Origin of the sequence: Paenibacillus cucumis (ex Kampfer et al. 2016) (genome assembly GCF_019748695.1) — a bacterium.
Lineage (GTDB): Bacteria > Bacillota > Bacilli > Paenibacillales > Paenibacillaceae > Paenibacillus > Paenibacillus polysaccharolyticus.
Window position 1 is genome coordinate 53,231 of sequence record NZ_JACLIC010000032.1, and the last position, 21,543, is coordinate 74,773.

Annotated in this window: 17 protein-coding genes; 3 read left to right on the forward strand and 14 right to left on the reverse strand. The window is 46.2% G+C overall.

What is annotated here, in order from left to right; genetic code table 11:
- The first annotated feature begins 261 nt into the window (after positions 1–261).
- Positions 262–1,677, forward strand: coding sequence for a hypothetical protein (locus tag H7T88_RS19270; protein WP_221789931.1), 1,416 nt, complete (start codon positions 262–264; stop codon positions 1,675–1,677).
- Here the strand turns inward: H7T88_RS19270 and H7T88_RS19275 are convergent.
- The 4 genes from H7T88_RS19275 to H7T88_RS19290 all read right to left on the reverse strand — a co-directional run bounded on the left by H7T88_RS19275 (position 1,670) and on the right by H7T88_RS19290 (position 5,684).
- The gene (locus H7T88_RS19275; RefSeq protein WP_221789909.1) at positions 1,670–2,281 is read right to left on the reverse strand and encodes a DUF4269 domain-containing protein; all 612 of its coding nucleotides are present in this window, start codon (positions 2,279–2,281) and stop codon (positions 1,670–1,672) included. The genes H7T88_RS19270 and H7T88_RS19275 overlap by 8 nt on opposite strands.
- Positions 2,278–2,490, reverse strand: a complete 213-nt coding sequence (locus tag H7T88_RS19280) for a YwbE family protein (RefSeq protein ID WP_090924399.1) — start codon at positions 2,488–2,490, stop codon at positions 2,278–2,280. The genes H7T88_RS19275 and H7T88_RS19280 overlap by 4 nt, the downstream gene beginning before the upstream one ends.
- A gap of 292 nt (positions 2,491–2,782) precedes the next feature.
- The gene (locus H7T88_RS19285) at positions 2,783–3,574 is read right to left on the reverse strand and encodes a polysaccharide deacetylase family protein (protein WP_221789910.1); all 792 of its coding nucleotides are present in this window, start codon (positions 3,572–3,574) and stop codon (positions 2,783–2,785) included.
- 79 nt (positions 3,575–3,653) lie between these two features.
- Positions 3,654–5,684 carry a Na+/H+ antiporter gene (locus tag H7T88_RS19290; protein WP_221789911.1) on the reverse strand — a complete coding sequence of 677 codons (2,031 nt, stop codon included), beginning with the start codon at positions 5,682–5,684 and terminating at the stop codon, positions 3,654–3,656.
- Positions 5,685–5,892: 208 nt separating this feature from the next.
- Here H7T88_RS19290 and H7T88_RS19295 point away from each other — a divergent pair, with 208 nt between their 5' ends.
- Entirely contained in the window at positions 5,893–6,192 is a 300-nt protein-coding gene (locus H7T88_RS19295; RefSeq protein WP_221789912.1) for a hypothetical protein, read from the forward strand.
- A gap of 95 nt (positions 6,193–6,287) precedes the next feature.
- Here H7T88_RS19295 and H7T88_RS19300 read toward each other — a convergent pair whose 3' ends face one another.
- Entirely contained in the window at positions 6,288–6,770 is a 483-nt protein-coding gene (locus tag H7T88_RS19300; protein ID WP_090924395.1) for a MarR family winged helix-turn-helix transcriptional regulator, read from the reverse strand.
- 286 nt (positions 6,771–7,056) lie between these two features.
- Here H7T88_RS19300 and H7T88_RS19305 point away from each other — a divergent pair, with 286 nt between their 5' ends.
- Positions 7,057–8,187, forward strand: coding sequence for an FAD-dependent monooxygenase (locus tag H7T88_RS19305; protein WP_260511015.1), 1,131 nt, complete (start codon positions 7,057–7,059; stop codon positions 8,185–8,187).
- 106 nt (positions 8,188–8,293) lie between these two features.
- Here H7T88_RS19305 and H7T88_RS19310 read toward each other — a convergent pair whose 3' ends face one another.
- The 9 genes from H7T88_RS19310 to H7T88_RS19350 all read right to left on the reverse strand — a co-directional run bounded on the left by H7T88_RS19310 (position 8,294) and on the right by H7T88_RS19350 (position 21,346).
- A complete protein-coding gene (locus H7T88_RS19310) occupies positions 8,294–10,873 on the reverse strand; it encodes a beta-mannosidase (RefSeq protein WP_221789913.1) in 2,580 nt (859 codons plus the stop codon).
- Between the two features lie 20 nt (positions 10,874–10,893).
- Entirely contained in the window at positions 10,894–12,495 is a 1,602-nt protein-coding gene (locus H7T88_RS19315) for a helix-turn-helix domain-containing protein (RefSeq protein ID WP_221789914.1), read from the reverse strand.
- The gene (locus H7T88_RS19320) at positions 12,492–14,309 is read right to left on the reverse strand and encodes a sensor histidine kinase (RefSeq protein WP_221789915.1); all 1,818 of its coding nucleotides are present in this window, start codon (positions 14,307–14,309) and stop codon (positions 12,492–12,494) included. The genes H7T88_RS19315 and H7T88_RS19320 overlap by 4 nt, the downstream gene beginning before the upstream one ends.
- 30 nt (positions 14,310–14,339) lie before the next feature.
- Positions 14,340–15,215 carry a carbohydrate ABC transporter permease gene (locus H7T88_RS19325; protein WP_090924391.1) on the reverse strand — a complete coding sequence of 292 codons (876 nt, stop codon included), beginning with the start codon at positions 15,213–15,215 and terminating at the stop codon, positions 14,340–14,342.
- A gap of 15 nt (positions 15,216–15,230) precedes the next feature.
- Positions 15,231–16,112 (reverse strand): carbohydrate ABC transporter permease, encoded by an 882-nt coding sequence (locus tag H7T88_RS19330; protein ID WP_154984032.1) that lies wholly within the window; start codon positions 16,110–16,112, stop codon positions 15,231–15,233.
- A 152-nt stretch (positions 16,113–16,264) separates the two neighbouring features.
- On the reverse strand, positions 16,265–17,578 hold the full coding sequence (locus H7T88_RS19335) for an extracellular solute-binding protein (protein ID WP_221789916.1): 1,314 nt from the start codon (positions 17,576–17,578) through the stop codon (positions 16,265–16,267).
- A gap of 293 nt (positions 17,579–17,871) precedes the next feature.
- Positions 17,872–19,968, reverse strand: coding sequence for an acyltransferase family protein (locus H7T88_RS19340; protein WP_221789917.1), 2,097 nt, complete (start codon positions 19,966–19,968; stop codon positions 17,872–17,874).
- A gap of 493 nt (positions 19,969–20,461) precedes the next feature.
- The gene (locus H7T88_RS19345; RefSeq protein WP_221789918.1) at positions 20,462–21,058 is read right to left on the reverse strand and encodes a hypothetical protein; all 597 of its coding nucleotides are present in this window, start codon (positions 21,056–21,058) and stop codon (positions 20,462–20,464) included.
- A 111-nt stretch (positions 21,059–21,169) separates the two neighbouring features.
- The gene (locus H7T88_RS19350) at positions 21,170–21,346 is read right to left on the reverse strand and encodes a hypothetical protein (protein ID WP_221789920.1); all 177 of its coding nucleotides are present in this window, start codon (positions 21,344–21,346) and stop codon (positions 21,170–21,172) included.
- Positions 21,347–21,543: the final 197 nt, after the last annotated feature.

Consider the following 21,543-nt stretch of genomic DNA (forward strand, 5'->3'; position numbering starts at 1 on the left):
ACAGAATAACCTTCCAATCGCTGTTATCCCCAGATTTTTTGATTCCCTTTTATTAATGGGAAAATCCGGTGATAAAGGCGAGCGCTCCGCTTTTCCAGGTTTTTTCTGTCCTCTCCGTTTTTGTGTAAATGAATAGTTCAATTTATAAAAGCAGGACATATCCTTAGATAATCACCACCTCCTTGAACATGCGGGTCTGACATGCATAGGATATAGCACTCCCAGGATCGATGACCAGGGATGCAGGAGGCTGTCATCATGATGAATATTCAACTTGTCCCGTTGCATTATGTGTATTTGGCATTTATTGTCCTGATTATCGCTGTCATGGTTCGGCGCAAAGATACAACCATTATCTGTGTCGCAGGCATTATGACCATCGGACTGCTGGCAACTGAAACATTAAGTGGCTCCGTCACCGGGGTTTTTAACAGTTTTATCTATGCAACGAAGGAATTGTTAAGTACAATCTTTATCATCTCAATTATCGTAGCGATGAGCCGTGTTCTGATCCGCACAGGTATTAATGAAATCATGGTCACACCGCTCACCCGATTTATTCGCACGCCTCAAGCTGCATACTGGGGCATTGGACTTATCATGATGGTCGTATCTTTATTTTTTTGGCCATCTCCTGCAGTAGCCTTGATTGGAGCAGTACTTTTGCCGGTAGCGGTTCGCGTAGGTTTACCTCCGATTGGAGCCGCCATTGCAATGAACCTGTTTGGGCATGGCATTGCCTTGTCAGGGGATTACATTATCCAAGGTGCTCCCAAACTTACTGCAGACGCAGCAGGTATTCCAGTTACGTCAGTAATGGTTGCGAGTGTTCCTCTCGTCGTTGTCATGGGCACGATATCTACTCTTACCGCCTTTTGGATGCTTCGCAAAGAAATGAAGACCCCCAAATGGAAGGAACAGGAGTTTGCTCCACGACAGCAGCCGGCGTCTGAGTCACAGTCAGAACCAAATGAGTCTGCACCAGTTACCACATTGCCTCTTCGTCTGAGAAAAATATTTGCTATACTCATTCCGTTGTTATTCGCACTGGATGTCGTACTGATGTTTGTGCTGAACCTTCAGGGCGGGGATGCAACGGCACTAATCGGGGGAACCGCCGTCGTTATTCTGATTGCTGTTTCCATTGCCGCACACCGCCATAACGGTTCAGAGGAAACTACTAATTATCTTATCGAAGGATTCCAGTTCGGATTCAAAGTATTTGGTCCGGTCATTCCGATTGCCGCATTCTTTTATCTCGGGGATGCTGCTATAACGGAGTTATTTATGAATCCACTTCCTGAAGGGTCACACGGGATCGTCAATGATCTTGGCGTTGCATTTGCGGGGATTGTGCCAATGAATGGAACCGTCGGGGCGATTACGATGACCGTCACTGGAGCTGTAACCGGTCTGGATGGCTCTGGTTTTTCGGGAATTTCCCTCGTAGGTTCCATTGCTGCCATGTTTGCAGGTACGACAAACTCGGCTCCGGTACTTACCGCACTGGGCCAGGTAGCCGCAATCTGGGTTGGCGGCGGAACGTTGATTCCGTGGGCATTAATTCCGGCTGCCGCAATTTGCGGGGTCAGCCCGTTTGAACTTGCGAGGCGTAATCTGAAACCGGTTATCATCGGATTAACGGTAACTACAATTGTAGCGATCTTTCTCATTTAAATGTGACGCGTGATCTGGCAAAGTCCCACAGCTCCGGTTTCTGCAGGCTGGCTAGATCTCTCATTGCTATGTAAGGATCACCCTCTAACCCTAGGACATGGGCGAAGGCAGGCTCTGTTTTCCACCCTGCTTGCTTAAGTCTGCGGATCTCGCGTTGCCCTACCTCTCCCCATAACTGCAACAAACTCCATTCGACCTGCATATGTAAGTAGGCATTCTGCTGATCGACAGGAATTGCTTGGGCAAATATTTCAACAGGCCATAATCCCAAGCTCAGTTTACATGTGACATATACGTTCTGACCTAAGGCATGATCTCCGAACGTCCACTCTGTCCTTCCGTTCACCGCAATGCTCTCTAGTTGCCTAGTCATCTTAACTTGGAAAGCGTTCAGATCTTCTGAATAACACAGGATGTCCAGATCACTATCAGGAAGATGCACGTCAATCGGTACCGTCCCCGCAGGGAACGCAGCGTGGGTAGAAAGCATGAAAAGTAGTCCGCTCTCCTGCAACACACGGTAAGCATCTTGTTGCTGTTGATTGCCAACCGACAGGTGCGCCATTACTTTTTCGGTTGTATCCAGCCTCCCGTTCACACTCATTGCGGATGATTTCCTGCAGAAATTACTTGTTTCACTCGCCCCACTTGACCGTTTGTCAATCTCACCTTGATTCCATGAGGATGTGAAGGAGACTTGGTTAACAGATCCTTGACGATTCCTCTCGTGAGTTTGCCACTGGATTGATCCTGTTTCAGTACGATATCCACCTCTAAACCAGGTCTGATGTCAGCTCTCTTTTGTCCATTCAACTTGTTCACCTTCTCTATTAACATAATACTGTCTGATATAAAGACTTTATCTATTGTAGACGTTTCGATTGTAAAACAAAAGCCTAGGACTTATTTCCAATCAATTTGCAGCATACCCGCCAAACCGAGATTCAATGAATAACTTCACGACAAACAGCCGCAAAGCATCATTGGTTCAGCTTGATTGCGGCTGTGATTAGCTTTAGACTTACTAAAAAATCTTACTTTCCAACACATTCTAGGTGCAGCTGGTTTTACAGATGAATCTTTCAATCGCTCTCAATCGCCTGCACTACGGATGCTTTCGTGGTAATGAGGACGACACCCCGCCCTTGGAAGCTTCACGAGCTTTCACAGCAAGAAGTTCAGATACGGTAACAAATTGATAACCCTGTTCCTGCAGTTTGGGCAAAATCATTCGAAGAGCATCAATCGTATGGGATTTACTTTCCACTTTGTCATGAAACAAAACGATGTCTCCATTACGAGCATTATTTAATACTTTGTTTGTAATCGCTGATACACCAGGTAGAGCCCAGTCTCGAGTATCCTGATGCCAAGACCATAATACGATCGTATAGCCCTTCTGCTTCGCCGCCTGAATCACCATATCGTTATAATACCCCCCAGGAGGTCTGAACAACAGTGGGCGCTCCGCACCAGCATTTACAATCGAAGCTTCTGCCGCTTGCATGTCTTTCAAGTACTTGTCCGCTGTTGTTGAACGAACCGCATACGTGTGTGCAAATGTATGATTTGCGATCTCATGTCCTTCACGTTGCTCCTGCATGACGATGTCAGGAAATTTCTCTGCCCACTTGCCGAGTACAAAAAAAGTTCCCTTCGCATGATACTGTTTGAGCAAAGCTAAAATCTGCGGTGTCTGAACAGGGTCTGGTCCATCATCAAAAGTCAGAGCGATCAGTTTGTCCTGCGTGGGGACTTCCCATACGATCTCTCCCCGTTCTTCATAATACTGACGGTTCTTCTGCACTGGCTTGGCATACGCCCAACTTGTCGAACTGCCAAGAATTGTTCCAGTCAGTATGAACAATGCGATGAATCGGGTAGCTTTCAGGTTCATGTCATATCCTCACTTTGAATTTCATACGTCAAACTCTACGTTAGCATTGCCCGATTCATGCGAACTCATGAATAATCCATTAATCGTTTTTAAGAGCTGTTGCCTCTACATCATTGATATAACGACGTAATCTGGCTGCAACATCGCGTGTAATCTCTCCGTTCTCATACAGTTGTTGTATTGTATTGCGTTGCTCCTGAATAGCTAGCATCTGAAGTTCCAGTTTATCCTGATTGAACGGATCTTCCGTCGTCTTATCCTGATTCCATGCACGTAACTTTGCGATCACCCGTTCATATTTGGAAATAACCGCGAGAGCCGCCACACGATTGGAGTCATTCATATGTGCCCGGATAGCTTTGATTGCTGCCTGAGAGGTGCGTAGCTTCACCTTGCGGAACAGTTCGGCATTTTCAAGCATAAAGGGCTGATGTGGTTTGCTGGAACGGTTTGTGAAGAGTTGACCCAGCATTCGTCCAATCTCGTTGAGCGACGCCAGCAGTTGAGTGTTCGTCCGGTTGGAGAGCATCATCTCCTTACGATCCAGCCAGTTATCACATTTGAAAGCCGCTTCAGGCCCAAGGGCATTTTCATCCATCATCACTTCAATCTCTTTGCGCTCAGCCCGTGTAGCAATTAGATTGATCGCTGTTTCCTGCTTCTGCAATGCTTTACGATTATCTGCTGTAAACTGCCCTGTCGCCTGTTTAATATATTTGGACAGGTCAGACACAACGGCCAGTGCGGCTGCTTTATTTTCATCGTTCATTTCAGACTTGACTGCTCGAATAGCGGCATTCAGCATAATGTCCTGTGCTCTGCGTTCAGATTTCTGAGGTGTATTTTCATCGGAGGATTTCCCCTCTTCCTTGGCTAACACAGGTAACAACGCGCTCGCCGCAATCAGAGAGAACAAAATAACACCAGCCGCCAGAAAAATAATTAAATCACGCTCGGGAAAAGGCGAGCCGTCCTGAAGCACAAATGGAATCGAAAATGCTCCAGCCAGTGTCACTGCACCTCTTACTCCCGATAGAGAGAGAATAGTAATCTCCTTGAAGCGTGGTTTGCCAATAGCGGACTTCGCACGTAGCCATTCATTGACTTGCCAGAACAGATAAATCCACAAGAAACGTAACAACACAAGTAGAACGGAGATGATCAGTACATAACCCAGCACCTCGAAGTTATTGAATGATACGTTAACAAAGATCTTACTAAGCACATCGGGAACCTGCACGCCGAGAATGACAAACACCAGACCATTCAATATAAATAAAATAACAGACCAAGTGCTCGCAGACACCACTTGCATCTTAATCTGAACCGATTCTGCCCGGTCACGCTCAATCGCATGAATGATCCCGCCTGCAACCACGGCCAGAATGCCTGAGACCCCGATCTCTTCACTCACGAGGTAGATGACGAATGGAGTCAGAATCTGAAGCAACATATGAATCGTTACATCCTCCATGCCCAGTCTGCGAATCCATACCCCGAGCCGAATAAACAAAAAAGACATGAGCGCACCAGCAAGCAGACCTCCTACGGCAATGATAATGAAACTGAATGTGGCTTGAGTGAGTGAGAAAACACCCGTAACCGTAGCTGCGATAGCAAATTTAAATGCAACCAGGCCCGAAGCATCATTCATTAATGCTTCTCCTTCAAGAAGTCTATGTATACTTTTGGGCAGATGTACACGTCCGGCCATAGCACCTACAGCAACTGCATCTGTCGGAGAAAGAATGGCCGCAAGCGCAAATGCGGCAGGAAGTGGAATGGTCGGAATCAGCCAGTGTATGGCATATCCGGCAACAGCAACCGTAACAAATACCAGTCCCAGTGCAAGCAAAAGAATCGGCGCTCGCAGATTCCATAGTTCGTTCCTTGGCGTTCTTTTTCCATCGTTATACAATAAGGGCGCAATAAATAGCACAAAAAACAATTCCGGATTCAATGGTAGATGTACACCTGCTGGTAGCAGGGCTACAGCTACTCCCAGTGCAATCTGAATAAGCGGAATGGGAATAAAAGGGACAAACCGGTTCAACACGTTAGATAGACCGATCAGTCCGAGTAGTGCAAGTACCGCAATGAATAGTTCCATGATGACAACCCTTTCCGCTATATAAGTCATGAATCGTTCGTGATGCCTTTATTTTAACAAAAGCATTGATGTTTATAACAAAGTTTTCATATTCATTTACCCACTTCAATCATGCTGATACACATCGTGCCGAAACATTTTGATTGAGTTCATATATAAGATGTACAATATGTTAAGGACATACTCAGTCGGAAAGGAACGTTCAACTATGGCTTTTGGGATTAAACGGCAAGAACTTACAGCTTGGAAAGAACAAGTCGCTCGCGGTGAAATCGCCTATCTCACTCATTTCTGGATCGATTCCAGATTTCCCGGCATAACCAGTGTCACCAAAGTAGGCTGTGCAGACCTTGATCGCCTGGAACAATGGTGTCGTGAACACGGGTTAGACCCGCGTTATATTCACCGAAGACAGCCCTTCCCTCATTTTGACTTAATGGGCAGTCGGCAGAAAGATATTCTTATACAGGAAGGCTTGAACGATCATGTATCTCACTTTCATCTATAGCTCTGTTATAACACGCAAAACGCCAGTCTTCACATATTCATACCCGGTACCGGGTACGAATGCATGAGGACTGACGTCTTCAGGTGTCATATGCATTAACGATAGGTCTGCTCGAAAGATTTCATATTTTCCAGCAGCTTCATTTCTATTTTTTTGAGCATGCCCAGCATTAACTGCTGTTCTTCCTCCGTAAGCGCTTGTAACAGCTCCCATGTCATGCGGCCACGATTAGCATTCAACGTTCTGGCTAATTGCTCTCCCTCATCCGTTAAGGACAGCCAGACGATTCTGCGATCTTCCTCGCTGCGTTCACGTTGAATCAAATTTTCGCTTTCAAGTTGATTAAGTACAATCGTCGTAGCTCCAGAGGACAGACTAAGCTGACGCGCAACATCAACTGCCATGCAGCGTTTTTCACGTAAAATCATGCCCAATATATGGCTTTTTGTTGGATTCAGCTTGCAGTTTGTTTCTGACTTTTGCTGTTGATCCAATACTTTATTTTTATATCTGAAGAAGGCCTCCAACAATTGATCAACGTTTGCCAATTGCGAGTTTCGCTCCGTATTCGGGCTCATATCCGTTCCTCCTGCCTTTCATTGTAACCTGCCTTATATTGTAACATATTTACACACATTTGGTTGCGAAAAAAAAGATTGTCTGGTGAGCAAAATGGTTGCGTCCCTTTATGTTGATAAAAAAATTGAATTTGGCCTATTGTATATAAAGAACACTTTGTTTATAATAACGTATATCTACTAAGTTACTTTTAGTTACTTAATGATTTAAATAAATCTGTTATCATAAAGTAAACTTCCGTCCACTACTAGATTTTCACTACTATATAGCAAGGGAATAATGTACATGAAATTGATGAAATCTCAGACAAACGATACACTCTACACGGATGTCTGCATTGTCGGGGCAGGGCCCGGAGGCGCCTTGCTTTCATATTTGCTTAACCAGAAAGGTATCTCTACATTACTCATTGAGCGACAGCCTCATCTGCATAAATCATTCCGTGGAGAACTGCTGAATGCAGATGGCGAAGCTATTTTGAACAAACACGGATTATATTCCCATATTCAAGAGCAGGGCTTGTTGCATCTAGAGCAGATTCAATATTGGGAAGAAGGAAACATCATCCATACCATTAACCCCGATCCAAGCAAAGGGGAGCATCATGTTGGCGTTCACGTACCACAAGATCATCTCCTCGAAGCGATTACGGCCCAGACTGAAGCGCTAAGCCCGTTATATCAGGTTCGCTTCAATACAGTCATGACCGGGTTGCTTCGGGACAAAGATGGTCATGTTGTTGGCATTAACGTGCGTCAAAATGGTGTTCCTGCCTCCATTAGAGCATCTGTCGTTATTGGAGCTGACGGTAGATATTCGGCGGTGCGCAAACATGCCGGCCTTGCACCCGAGATTCGCAAACACGGCTACGATCTGTTATGGGCTCGTATTCCTGCCCCACCAGGATGGGAACCTGCCGTTCGTATGGCAAGTATGGATGGGCAACAACTCGCGTTATTTTCACAATACGGCGGTTATGTACAGATTGGATGGAACATTCCCGAAGGAGGATATGCTAAGTTGCGTGAACAACCCTTTGCTCCTTTTGTAGGCAAGCTGGTAGCAGCTTTCCCCTGTCTTGCGGATTCTGTCGCTGCGCATATTAAGGACTGGAGTGACTTTGTGCTACTGTCTGTAGAGAGCAGTTATAGCTCCAAGTGGGCGGAGGATAATGTCGTACTCATTGGCGATGCTGCTCATACGATGACACCTACAGGAGCATTTGGCTTGAATGCTGCGCTTGAGGATGCCGATGTTCTTGCCGAACTGCTTATGCAGATGGCACAGAATGATTTCACATCTTCCGATGTGCTACAGCAACTGCAGGTCATTCGTGGCTCCAAAGTACAGCAACAACTAGCACGTCAAGTGCACATGGAGTCCTCTTTTCAGCAACGGTATGAATCCTTTCGCTGATTGCGAATCCATGAATACACAACATCAGCGGATTTCTTTTTTCGTGATATATTTTTCCGTTCAATCTAAAAAACCTCCACGCCAATGGAGGTTTTTGGAGGTTAAATCAAGCCTCGCTTGCATTCATCGCACTTACTCGCAGCTCTTTAAGTGGTAAAGCTTGCATCTCTGGATGCTGTAGCGTTACTGTGCGGCTCTCTCCTGGCAATAGATCAAAATAGTTATCACTGAATCGAACCCGGCCAACCGGCAACTCCAGCTTCACCATACGTGCAATGGCGACACTCGCATTAACGGTTACGGATTGTTCTTCCTCGTTTACATGAACGCTGAGCCGTGAGTGCGGTAACATCACATCTTTGGGATCACGCAAAAAGTAACGATTCATGGGTGCAACAAACCCTTCGGCTTGCAATTCCACCATCACTTCTTCCGCCCGTTTGGTTCCAAGCACTTCGGCTTCCTCTAAAGCTGTGATCTGCATAGATGACTGAGCGGGCACCTTCACTCCATATGCTGAAGTGTACAGTCGCTCTCCAGTCAGACCATAAACATTCAGTCGAAGTTGTCCTCCCACTTCATCCTGTGTATCATTAACTACCCATACGTTAAGCGAATGTCCTGGCTCATGCTCGAGCGACAATAGTACAGGATGAAAGAACGTTTTGGCATAATAAAAGGAAGCCTTCGGCAGCAGTTCATAATCGATCATCGACCAGCTTGTTCCCGGCCAGCTATCATTCAGCTGCCATACCAGCGCACCGCTGTTACGGTCATTGATTCGCCTGAAATGTTCTATCCCATAGCGTAGCCCCTCTGCCTGGGTCAACATGGAGAAGTTCATGTAATCCTCTACATTTTGTGGAATGCCCGTGTACCCTTCCATTAGCAAAATACCTTTCTGATGATTCGTATCCTTATTACGATAGGCCATTTCGGGACTCCCCCAGTAAAACTGGCCGGCAGGTATATTTTTCTCCAGCGTATACCGATTAGCTGAAGCATGCATGCCAAATTCACTGCTAAACAGTGCTTGATCCTTTTTATAATTTTTGAACGTGACCCCTTCAATGCTATAGTCCAGCACAGGTACTTCTCCCTGTTTCCTCGGGTATACAGAACCGTGCCACACTTGCCAGTTGTGCCGATCTCCGGTATCCGGGTCATTCGCATCCTGTCCATGATCTGCGCCATAAGGTGAAGAAGGCCAGTACGGCCTGGACGGATCAAGCCGCTCCAATGCCTCAGGAATCAGTTCGTGGTAAATCTGTTCGCCGTAGAACGGACTTGCGATATCACCGCTAGCTGTTTTCATGTCATACAGCCAGTCGATTTCATTGTTGCCACACCAGATCGCTAGCGAAGCCCGGTTACGTAAACGAAGTACGTTATTCTCGACCTCTTGCTGTACATTTTGCATGAAGTCACGATTGAAATCCGGAAATAAAGCGTTGGCAAAGGCAAAATCCTGCCAGACAAGTACCCCTTGCCGATCACATTCGTCGTAAAAGACTTCTTTCTCATAGATGCCGCCTGCCCACACACGCAGCATGTTCATATGTGCTTCAACGGACAGTTCCACAAGCTCGCGGTACCGCGAATTCGGAATCATTCCAATCAGCTGATCGGCAGGTATCCAGTTTGCTCCCTTGGCGTAGATTTTGACCCCGTTCAGGATAAAAGCAAACCGGCTCTCTCCCTGCTCATTATGCAAAGCTAGCTCAATCGTCCGTATGCCATATGACTGACAGTACCGATCCACTGCTATATCATCTGCATACAGCGTAACTTCAAGTGTGTACAGATAGGGTTCCCCCAGATCATGAGTCCACCATAAGCAAGGATGAGCCACATCTAACGTTACATCTGCTTTCCCCTGTTTTACAGGCAAAGAAATAGCGCTGGCTACAACCTCTCCTTGCTGATCCAGAAGACGGATATCACAAGTGGTCACAACTGGCTGTGTCCGTTCTTGCTTGCTACGCAAAGATAAAACAGATTGAACCTCTGCAGTGACTTGTACTTGAGCCTGTTCCTTGCTTACGGCGTTGGTTCGGGCATACACATGTTGCAGTTTGGCAATCGTGCTTCGCTCCAGACGGACCGCTCCCCAGATCCCTACCGTAACGATGCGCGGCCCCCAGTCCCAGCCAAAATTCATAGCCGCTTTACGCAGCCACGGGCGTTCTTTCGTATACGAAGACCAGTCAAACGTCTCCTTCTCACGATGATGAAGATGAAGCGGGTCAAAGCGTACCGCAATCGCATTCCAGCCGCTTCGCACCAGACGGGTCACATCCAATGTATGAGACATCAGCATATTAGCGGTTTTTCCAACCTCATGTCCATTGACATATACCGTTGCAAACGTGTCCAAGCCTTCAAACACAAGTTCAATACGTTCCTCGGAAGATGCACCCGCGTCCAGATTAAAGGCGGTGCGATACCACCACTCCTTCTGCTCGATCCAGCGACTCTTGACATCGTTATGTCCAAAATAAATCGGATCTACAATGCCGCGCTCTGCAAGTGCCCCATGAACATCACCAGGCACGGTTGCCCCGATCCAGAATCGGTCATCCAGCGCTGCAGCGGCAACATCCATTGCTCGCTTTTCTCCAACCTCGTAATGTTGTATCTTCCACTGTCCTGATAAATCCTGACTTGTACGACAAACGTTGACCATTGTACTCTTGCTCCTCCCGTCTAGCTGCCTGAAGATTTAAATGCAAGTGCCTGCTCCCGGTATTCACTCGGTGTTTTGCCTGTATGCTTTTTGAACAGTCTGCTAAAATACTTCACATCCTCATAACCGCTAATTGCTGCGATTTCACTGACCTTTGCCGGAGACACAACGAGCATATCCATTGCCCGCCTGATCCTCATATCTGTAACAAAGTCACCAAAGGTTACACCCATTTCTTTTTTAAACAATTCACTAAGATGTCCTGGATGCAAATGAACCTGTCCGGCCACCTGCTGCAAGCTAATATCCTGTGCCAGTGCATTTTCAATATAACCTATCGCTTTTTGCACATGTGCGGCCTGCCCTTGTCCCATACGACTGTGATATGCCTGCATCACATCATATAAATGGTGGAACAATTCATCCCCGATCTCTGCCGGTTTCTTGTCGGTTTCAGGGGTCCATGACTCAAGCCTGGAGGGTTGTTCCCTTCCAATCGCTTGAAGTGTTCGTGCTAGCCAGCGGTGTCCTGCAATGATCACCGAATGTAGACAAGCTACATATGATCCTGGTGTGACATCAGGTTCTGCAATCAACCTCGTAATCAGTTCACGTATCCATGTTGTAAGTGTGACTGGATCATTGTCCATGAGCAACGTACCGAGGGTGGTCTCCTCCTCATGTGTCAACACCGTTTTGCCACCTCGCCTGCCGTTAACCTCTTGATATCGCCACACTTTGGTATCCAGCAGTCCACGGTACTGTAAAGCTAACAACGCCGTTTGATAACTACGGTGCAATTCAGAAGAGTGGTTAACAGGTTCACCAAGCACAGCGCGAAGTGAACATTTCAACCATGCCTCCATACGATCTATGCCTTCCTTGATCCTGTATACGCTTACTTCATTTTCGGAAGCCACAGGTAGAACACAGACAATATATTGTTTGTCAACCTGAGCAATCGTTCCTGGGAGCACTTCTTCAATCATATTCTGCACTGCAAACCGGAGCAGCGCATCGGAAGAGCGGCCCCAACCCTCTGCCTCAATCACAACAACTTGCCTGCTCACAGGCCGTTTGTCGCCACTAACTTGCTCTATGGATTGAACGGGGAGCGCATGTTCCTCATCAAATGCGAGAAAGGATGGGCAACTCCCCGAATTCGTATGACCTTCGATCACCCATCTGACAAATTTCCTCTCCCTGTTCTCACGTAATAATTGTCCCTCACGGGACTTCTCTGCCCATCGTTCTGTAATTCTTCCTTTGGCCTGCAGCACCGTTTTGATGATCTCTTCCGGTTTGCTCGTTTTCAAGAGATAGTCTGTGACTCCATTACGGATCGCTTGCTGGGCGTAAGAGAAATCATCGTAACCCGATAAAATAATGACCTCCAGCTCCGGAAGCAGATGCTGTGCTTCTTCCGCTAGCTCCAGCCCCGACTTGCCGTTCATTCGAATATCGGTCATCAAAATATGCGGGCGTTCCTCCGCTAGTCGAGTTAAAGCCTCCTCGGCAGAAGCAGCTGGCGGAAGAATCTCAATGCCAAGTTCATGCCAGGCGATCACACTCGCGAGCCCTGTGCGAATGATGACTTCGTCGTCCACAATCAATAATCTCATGGCGATTCCTCCAGAATTGGAATGGAGAACGAAATTCGGGTGCCCCCACCCTTTTTGCTGTGTATTTCAAGTAACGCATCCGTCCCATAGTGAAGAAACAGTCTTTCGTTTACATTACGGAGACCATACCCTCCATCGGACAACGACTGCCCCAGTTGCTTCCCATGGGAATGACTGCCCTGCGGCAACATGTTACTCTCATCCGCGGGGATAATACTGGCCCGCAATTGCTCCAATTGCTCCAGTTCCATGCCCGCACCGTCGTCCAGTACCAAAATGTTCATGCGCTCAACCGCGGAATCCTTCTGAATCATAATCGTTATCGTGCCTTGGTTTCCTGCCTGTTGAATCCCGTGAATCATCGCATTCTCCACCAGTGGCTGTAGCAGAAGCTTTAACATCATTCGTTGCTCCAATGCAGGATCAACAATATAATGCAGCACGAATTGATCCGGAAAACGAATCGACTGTACCCGTACATAATGACGGATATGCGCAATCTCCTGGGCAACCGGGCAGTAATCCTGTCCCTTATTCAAACTGATTCGTAGAAAATCACTTAGTCCCTCTACCATATCCGCGATCCGGTTTTCTTTGGACATCAGCGCGATCCAATGAATGGAGGAGAGCGTGTTATACAGAAAATGAGGATTAATCTGAGCCTGGAGTACACGCAGATCTGCTTCTTTTTTGCGAGCTTCCCCACGAATGATCTCTTCCTTAAGCCATTCAATATGTGCACCAAGCAGATTGTAACTTTCCCCAAGCTTGCCAATCTCGTCATCGCTTTCTGCTCGGAATAACGGCAAGGGACGCTTCGGATCAATTCGAGACAAATGTCTGGTTAATACAATCAGCGGCCTCGTAATCCTGCGAACCGTGAACCAGACCAAGCCACCGCTGATTAACGCTGACAAGGCAACCGCAATTGCTGTCAAAATGATAATGTAACTATTCTCTGAACGGTATTGCTCGTAAGGAACCATACCAACCAGCGTCCACCCCGTCAGTTCCTCAGGGTAATAAAGGACCGTACGTTTTCTTTCTTCCTCACCATACGTAGTCGTCCCACTATGCCCCTTCTGAATGCGCGTAATCAGTCCCGGTTCGAGATCAGATACATGTAGCCCAAGCCGGGATTTATCCATGGAGGACAGAACCTCTCCTGTGTTGCCAATCAGTTCAAGGCTACCTTCCCCTCTACCCAGTCCAAATGCTGGCCATCCTTTAGAGATCGCATTTTCATTTAAACTGATGCTAAGCCAGCCGATGGGACGATAATTGTGGATGCTGCGAATTGGCCTGATCAACGTAATAACGTTTTGAATTCCAGCATAATTGCGAACGGGATATACACCCGTCCACCTTTTATCCGCGTTTCCACTAGGGAGAGATGGGGAAAACAGACTACCTCCGTCCGGTTCATACCAAGTGGCCGTGGACAACGCAGCATCAAAGCGTCCGGGGTAAATGGCAATGTTCGCAATGTACTTTTTGGATGCAGCCAGATTGGTCATTCGTCCCACAATGTCCAGACGATCCGTCTCATGATCCTCGTCCCGGCTTAGATACTGCTGAATATCCCGTTCTCCAATGAGGAAAATCGATAAATTCTCTGCATCCTGAAGCATATAACGAAGATTCGCTTCCACTTGCTTGAGTGTATCCATCCCCGATAGCTTCGTTTTTTCCTCCGTGATCCGTGAAGAGAATAGGAAAGCAAATAGTCCAAGCGCTACAAGTGGCACAATCATCGAAGCTGTGACCACCACGGACAATTTTCGTTGCAGTGATGATGTAAGCCAGCGAACCAACTCTGTTCCTCCTTTGGATACGCTCCTCGCTTACCCTTTGACTGCGCCTGCTGTCATGCCCTTCATCACCTGTTCCTGAAAGATTAAATAGACAATGATCGTAGGAATAACCGATAAGGTCATGGCAGCAAGCGTTAGACCATAATCCGTCTGATATCCATCTGCGAAGTTTGCAATGGCAAGCGGTAACGTTTTCAATCCTGTTTTATTAATAAATACAAGGGCAAAGGAAAAGTCGTTCCACGCATGTAAAAAACTCAAAATGGTCACCGTAGACAGTGCAGGAAGCGACATGGGAAGCATGATCCGGGTAAAAAGTCCCCAAAGTCCGGTTCCATCCATAAAAGCGGCCTCTTCAATATCGCGCGGAATGCTGACCAGATAAGCTGTCAACACAAAGATTGCCGTTGGCAAAGCAAACGCAGTATACGGCAAGATCAAAGCCCAATACGTATTGAGTAAGGACATCTGTTTCATCAAAATAAACAACGGAACAAGTGTACTATGAATAGGAATGAGCATGCCTACAACGAAAAACGTCATAATCAGCCCTTTCCAGCGAAACTGGAATCGTGCCAGAATGAATGAAGCCAGCGCCGCGATAAACAGCGTCAGGATCAGCGAGCCAATCGATACGGTTAGTGAATTGCCAAAGGCCGTTCCGAGCTTCGAGCTTTCCCAGGCATTTGTAAAATTGGCCACATTCCAGTGTGCCGGTAGACCAAAAGGTCTGCTGTAGAAATCCTCATTTGTTTTGAACGCACTAATCACAAGCCAATAAAACGGATACAATGTTAAAATACCATAGACCGTCAGCAGCGTCCAAAAGATTCCTTTACGAATCTGCCGAATGGAATGCCCTGCATGGCCTCGTGGTGTTGATATAGTCACAGGTGTTGTTCGCATGAGCGTGCCTCCTTTCTATCCGTTTTCTTTACGCTTCCGACTGGTCACCCACTGGCTTGTTCCGATGAGTAACAAGGAAATCAGAACAATCGTTGTAGAGATCGCACTACCAAAACCATATCGGTACGTTGTAAACGTAGAGTTATACATATACGTAGCGAGCAACTCCGTTGCGTGAGCTGGTCCACCTTTGGTCATGATGTAGACCAGATCAAAGGACTTCAGACTGCCTGAGATACATAAGATAATTGCAACTTGTACCGTGCCCCAAATCATCGGCAGAGAAATAGAAACCAGTTTGCGGAGTCCAGATGCGCCATCTATTTTGGCTGCGTCATGGATTTCACCCGGGATGTTCTGCAAAGCGGAGATGAAAATAATCAGATACAGTCCAACAAAACTCCAGAGCAAGGGTGGCACAAGAGAAAATATGGCGATCTTTGCATCGGACAGCCATTGCAGCTTCCAACTCTCCAGCCCTAGTGCATCCAGCAGGAAGTTCAAGATACCGATCTGTGGATGGTAGATATACTGCCAGATCATGCCGATGACCACGGTGGACAATACCATCGGCAGAAATACGGCCGATCGCAGAAAGCGCTGGAGCGGGTTGCTTTTGTGTAACATAACTGCCAACATGAGTGCTAATGGAATCTGACCGAACACCGAAGCAAGCACAAAAATGACATTATTTTTCAAAGCCCTCCAAAAGATCGCGTCATTCCAGATTTCCACATAGTTGCTGAGGCCAATATATGTCGATGCACCAATGCCAGACCAGTTAAAAAAGCCGTAGTATGCTGACCACACAACAGGCACAAATACAAACAATGCATAGATAATAACTGCCGGTGCAAGCCCCAGCATAATAAAACGCCGACTTTGCAATGCGTTCAATGGCTTCACTTCCCCTCGTATTGCCTTTCTAATCTGTCCGGTATCGGACGTTAACTTCTTATCTAAAAACCCCTCCCCTGCCGGGAAGGGGAATGAACTGTGCTTTACTTTATTTAGGTTAGGTTAGTCAGCCTCCAGAAGCAGGAAACAACCTATTGTTTCATCGCATTCGCTTGAGCTGCTTGAATTCGGCCTGCAATATCTTCCGCTTTGCCGCCCATCAGCAGCTCCTGTAACCCGTTATTAATCACCTCAACCGTAGCCGATCCCAGCTTGGAATCGTATACCGGCGTAATCTTCACTTCCTGCATTAGATCGTACAATTCCACAAACAACGGATGAGCTTTGGACTTATCCAGATCAATCTTATAGCTGACCAATGTACTGCTGTCCAGCGTAGCTTTTTGACCGTCCGGACCAGCCAGGGCGTAGAATAGCTCCATCGCGGCGTCTTTTTGAGCACCACTCAACTTTTTGCTAACACCAAGACCCGTTCCTACAACGCCTGATGTTGTTCTTGGTTCACCTTTGCCACCTTCAACTGGAGGCAGAATCGTAATATGTGTATTTTTCAGCACCTCTTCCGGTGCATTGTTAACGAGGTTGGCGAGCGCCCACCCACCGTTCATGACCATCGCCGTTTTCCCTTGAAAATATAGTTGCATCATCTGGGTTTCATCAATACTGTTGAATCCGTCCTGAAAAGCCTTCATGTTTCCAAGCTCCTGCATTTTCTTCAGCGCCTCAACAAATTGCGGATCAGTGAAACTTGCACCATCCTGAGCTACGGCTTTCAAAAACCAGTCTGTACCCGTCACCCGATCAGCCAGCGTACTGAAAATGGTAGACTGGGCAACCCAGTTCGTTTTGTTACCGAGAGCCATCGGAATGATTCCTTTTTCGTTAAACGAAGCAACCGCCTGTTCCAATTCAGCCCACGTTTCAGGAACCTTTACGTTATTCTCTTTGAAGAGTGCCTCATTGTAATAAATAAAAGAGCTGGGCGCCAGATTCATCGGAACGGAATAAATATTTCCATCTACTGTGTATCCATCCAGTGCATTCGGAATAAAATTCTCTTTCCATTCCGGCTTCGCATCCAGATCTGCGTTGATCGGCTGCAACAGATCTCCTTTTACAAACTCCTTGGTCATTGCATCCGGCCACATCACGAAGAGATCCGGCATCTCATTGGCTGCTGCAACCGTACGTAACCTTGTTTTGAGACCGTCCGTAGGCAAGCCTTCATCCACCACTTCGATATCTGGATGCGCGGTCCGGAAATCTTCAATAATTTTACGCATCGCTACCGCTTTAGCGTCTTGCCCTGTCCAGTTATGCCAGATGGTCACGGTGACTTTGTCACTGCCGTTACCACCTTCGGAAGAATCACCGCTTGAGCACCCTGCCAAAATGACGGCGAATAAGGTTAGTGCCGCTATGCCTGAAAACCATTTTTTCCACATCGTTATACTCCCCCTTGAGCACTTAATATCTGTATTGTAAATGGTAACGCTATCATAACGTAAGGTGACGATCCACGGATGCAGGGGTGAATAATATCGGTTCCCTGTTTACATATCAAAAAAGCCCTCCCTGGACAATGTCATGAAGTCAAGACTAACTTCAATCCCATTGCTCTCAGGGAGAGACTTTAAAATTGGACGTATACTCCATGTGCTGAACATGTATTGCATGATTCAAAGATATAATAGCTGGATAAGTTCGTATTAAAGGATTCTACATGTTAATCGTTCGGTTATTGAAGACTGTTTTTCACCAATGCTGCAAAAGCTTCAGAACCTTCGGCGGTCAGATGCACCCCGTCTTTTTCAAAATATTCGTCATGCCCTTCACTAGCCTGATTCCAATCAATAAGAGAAACATTACTGTAACTGGAGGCTGCATCCGTCAGAGCCTTGTTCACCGTTCGCTCCCAAGGACGCGGCACACGTACCGTGACAAGATAAACCCGTGTTTTATCCTTCAATCCATCAAGTACGGACTTTAAATTTTTGGAATTAAAGGAACCGTTCGTTCCAAGCTCAAGTACCACCTGATTGCCCATTTGCTTGTTACGCTTCAGATCCCTCAGCACATCTCCAGCCTGCCACATCTGACGGCCGACATGGCCATCTACGTACACACCGGATATGCTCTGCTCCAGATAAGGCTTGGCATCCAGAATAACGGAATCTCCGATAATTGTATATTGGACTTTTCCATTCTTAGTGACAGGTGTCGCAGGTTTATCCGTTGCCCCTGAATCCGTTGCATCGGTTGTGCCTTCATCTGGTTTCGAACCCGATGGGTCGGTTTCTTTGTTTCCTGAATCAGACGAATTGGAAGCAGGATTATTGTCAGGATTAGAGGGTGAGTTGCCCTGATCCCGGCTATCGCTGGATGAATCGTCCGGCTTGGCCGATTTAGACCCATCTGTAGATGCAGTTCCAGGCTTGTGACTCCCATTCGTTTTCCCGTCTGACGTCGACTCCGTACCTGACTGAACAGATGGATTCTTTTCCTCGGAATTCGAAGGTTTTGTTGTAACGGGTACAACGTCCTGACCCTTTTCTTCAGCAGACTTTTCGCCATTGAACACCGTAGACAGGGACACCGAATGTGAATCTGAATTGGCTGCTACTGGCAGTACCGTCTGCGATATGGCATAACATAGTAACAGGAACGTCATCAGCAGGCCTGTTCGTTTCCACCATACCTGACGGGGAACGAAAGAGGTACGCCCTCTTCCCCACAGTTTTGACAAGGAATCCCGAAAACCGTTATAACGAATCGGGTTTTCAATATATTTTAGCGACATCGATGCAAGTACAACCGTTGCAACGACTTGTAGCAACATACGTACAGGATGTGCATCGCCTGTATTTACAACAGGACTGGTCAGAACAATAATCGGATAATGCCACAGATATATTCCATACGAACGTTCACCAATCCAGCGCAATGGTTTTGCCCCAATAATCCTTGCCAGCAAAGACGAAGGATGGGCAAGTACTGCCACCAGCAGGGTTGCGGCAATCGCTTGTATCACCATGCCCCCCTGATACAGGAACGAGTCGTATTCGCTCGTATTCAGCATCATATAGATTAGCACCGCTAAGGCAGCAATTCCTGATACGTCCAATACGAGCCGATTCATCGCAGGCAATGTGCCAGACAGCTTCCGGCTTGGCCAGACTACAGCTAACGCTGCCCCGGCAAGCAAGGCAAATGCACGGGTATCTGTTCCATAATATACACGGCTCGGGTCCAAATCCGGGTTGTACAAGATGGCCATGGCGCCAGCTGAAAGTTCAGCTGCAACGACAATGGAGACGATCAGCCATCCCTTTCTTTTGAACAAAACGATCGCTGCAATTAACAGAAGCGGCCAAAGCAGATAAAACTGCTCCTCAACAGCCAGTGACCAGAAATGTCCAAAAGGTGATGGTGGACCGAAACTTTCAAAATACGAAACATGGTGAAAGATATACCACCAATTACTTATGTACGTAACACCGGATAAGATATCCCCTTTGAGTGAAGCAAGCCGGGACGAGTCTGTACATAACAGCCAGAGCATCACAACCGCTGTCATGGTTAGCATGCCAGGCAACAAGCGCCTAAACCGCCTTAACCAGAAATCTCCAAGCGCAATGCGCCCATGTTCCCGCCACTGGGATAACAAAATATCGGTAATCAGATAGCCTGACAGAACAAAAAATATACCTACACCGAGCAGCCCGCCCGGAATGAAATCCAAATTTAAATGATAAGCAATCACGCCAAGTACCGCGATGGCTCGTAAGCCATCCAGTCCGTTCATATGCCTCTTTTTTTTCACTGATTGTGACATGCGCGCCCCTCCTTGTTACTGCGAGTCCACATCCATCGAGATCGGGGCATCCTGTTACACTGGCTCATTCTAGTTGTTATTAACATACGTATTGCACCTTCCATCTTTCATTTACAACATAAAGAAGACGAACTGCCTATAGATTTAGTTGTATTGATTGTGAATCTAACTTATATTTTCTCGTGATTTCACGATTACGTTTAGCATTATACGCCTGAAAACAACTTCATAATTGACAAGAATAGTTACAAACCCGTTTAACCGATGTAACCTTTTCTGCCAGCATAATCAGCTGTAAAATCATACTCTATATTTAATGTTTAATATAGTGCTTTTCATCGACTGGACATAATTACCTGAACTTATTCAATAGAAAAAGGCCGCCGACTTGCTCAGCAGCCACTATCCATTATAAACCTAACTCAGAGCGGATTGAAAGTTTTGCTTATAATTGCTTCTTCCTTCCTAGGACTCTAGAGGTGGAACGAGAATATCAATGCATTGAATCCAGCTTGCGTCTGTAAATCATTAAAACAAATAATCCTGCTGTAATCGCACCATATACGAGCGATATAATTATTACCATTAGCTTCTTAAATAGACTTTGTGCATCATAATTAATTAACACATCTATAGTACTACTTAGAGGAGGCAACAGATAAATCATTGGTGTAAATCCGTCTGGCAACACCTGTTCTATACCTTGCACAGAAAGTGTAATAACAATGAGCACACTCAGCATTAAAAAAGACATGACGCGGGAACGAACAAACTTAGAACTAAACCAGCAGGCTAAAGCAACTCCCAGCCAAGATGAAACCAAATGATAAATCAGGGCCATGCCTAGCTCTTCAACACTCGGATTTCGATCAAACTTTTGAAAAATGGCTGGGAACGAAACGGCATACAGAGCGAGTGGAATGGTAAAAAACCAGCAATACAACAATTTTGCAACATAAAGTTTTACTAAACTGCCACTATGCAATACCGTTACCGATTCCTGATTTGTCGTTTCCATATCAATCAACGTATAACAAATGACAACAGAAATAATAAAAATAAATGTTGTTGAAAATGCATAACTAGCCATTACTGGATTCGGAACGACACTGTATACGAAAATAATCCCCATAAAAAATACAAAAGTAGCCGGACCATAGCGATAAGAACGCCTTCATTGTCACCTTTCCACCAACCTTTACTAACGATCCCGTTTTCTTTCTAATGTGATCCATGAATAGTAGAGCATCCAAAATAGAGGTGGAAATATAACTACTGCAATATATCGATGGTGATATGGGAGCGTAAAAATGGTACCTACTGAGATCGGCACGATCAGAGCAAACAAAAACAAGTACTTTTTCCAATGTTTACTCATGATAGATGCTACCTCCTTCCTTCGTCCAGAACCTGACATGAACATTCATTTAAACGGAATATGTGCCTCTTTTAACTGGATTTGTAAGAACACCGTCCTTATTTTAACATATTTAAGATTAAAGGGATGTCTATTGAATAAATAATTCAGAGGAAACTAGATTCAATGTACACCGTTGACTAAAGAGACCTATCGAC

Bases quoted from the DNA above. Each gene is read 5' to 3' on its own strand.
- H7T88_RS19310 (WP_221789913.1), bottom strand. From the start codon at position 10,873: ATGGTCAACGTTTGTCGTACAAGTCAGGATTTATCAGGACAGTGGAAG.
- H7T88_RS19270 (WP_221789931.1), top strand. From the start codon at position 262: ATGAATATTCAACTTGTCCCGTTGCATTATGTGTATTTGGCATTTATT.
- H7T88_RS19285 (WP_221789910.1), bottom strand. From the start codon at position 3,574: ATGAACCTGAAAGCTACCCGATTCATCGCATTGTTCATACTGACTGGA.
- H7T88_RS19340 (WP_221789917.1), bottom strand. From the start codon at position 19,968: ATGTCACAATCAGTGAAAAAAAAGAGGCATATGAACGGACTGGATGGC.
- H7T88_RS19295 (WP_221789912.1), top strand. From the start codon at position 5,893: ATGGCTTTTGGGATTAAACGGCAAGAACTTACAGCTTGGAAAGAACAA.
- H7T88_RS19335 (WP_221789916.1), bottom strand. From the start codon at position 17,578: ATGTGGAAAAAATGGTTTTCAGGCATAGCGGCACTAACCTTATTCGCC.
- H7T88_RS19350 (WP_221789920.1), bottom strand. From the start codon at position 21,346: ATGAGTAAACATTGGAAAAAGTACTTGTTTTTGTTTGCTCTGATCGTG.
- H7T88_RS19300 (WP_090924395.1), bottom strand. From the start codon at position 6,770: ATGAGCCCGAATACGGAGCGAAACTCGCAATTGGCAAACGTTGATCAA.
- H7T88_RS19315 (WP_221789914.1), bottom strand. From the start codon at position 12,495: ATGAGATTATTGATTGTGGACGACGAAGTCATCATTCGCACAGGGCTC.
- H7T88_RS19345 (WP_221789918.1), bottom strand. From the start codon at position 21,058: ATGGCTAGTTATGCATTTTCAACAACATTTATTTTTATTATTTCTGTT.
- H7T88_RS19325 (WP_090924391.1), bottom strand. From the start codon at position 15,215: ATGCGAACAACACCTGTGACTATATCAACACCACGAGGCCATGCAGGG.
- H7T88_RS19275 (WP_221789909.1), bottom strand. From the start codon at position 2,281: ATGAGTGTGAACGGGAGGCTGGATACAACCGAAAAAGTAATGGCGCAC.
- H7T88_RS19290 (WP_221789911.1), bottom strand. From the start codon at position 5,684: ATGGAACTATTCATTGCGGTACTTGCACTACTCGGACTGATCGGTCTA.
- H7T88_RS19305 (WP_260511015.1), top strand. From the start codon at position 7,057: ATGAAATTGATGAAATCTCAGACAAACGATACACTCTACACGGATGTC.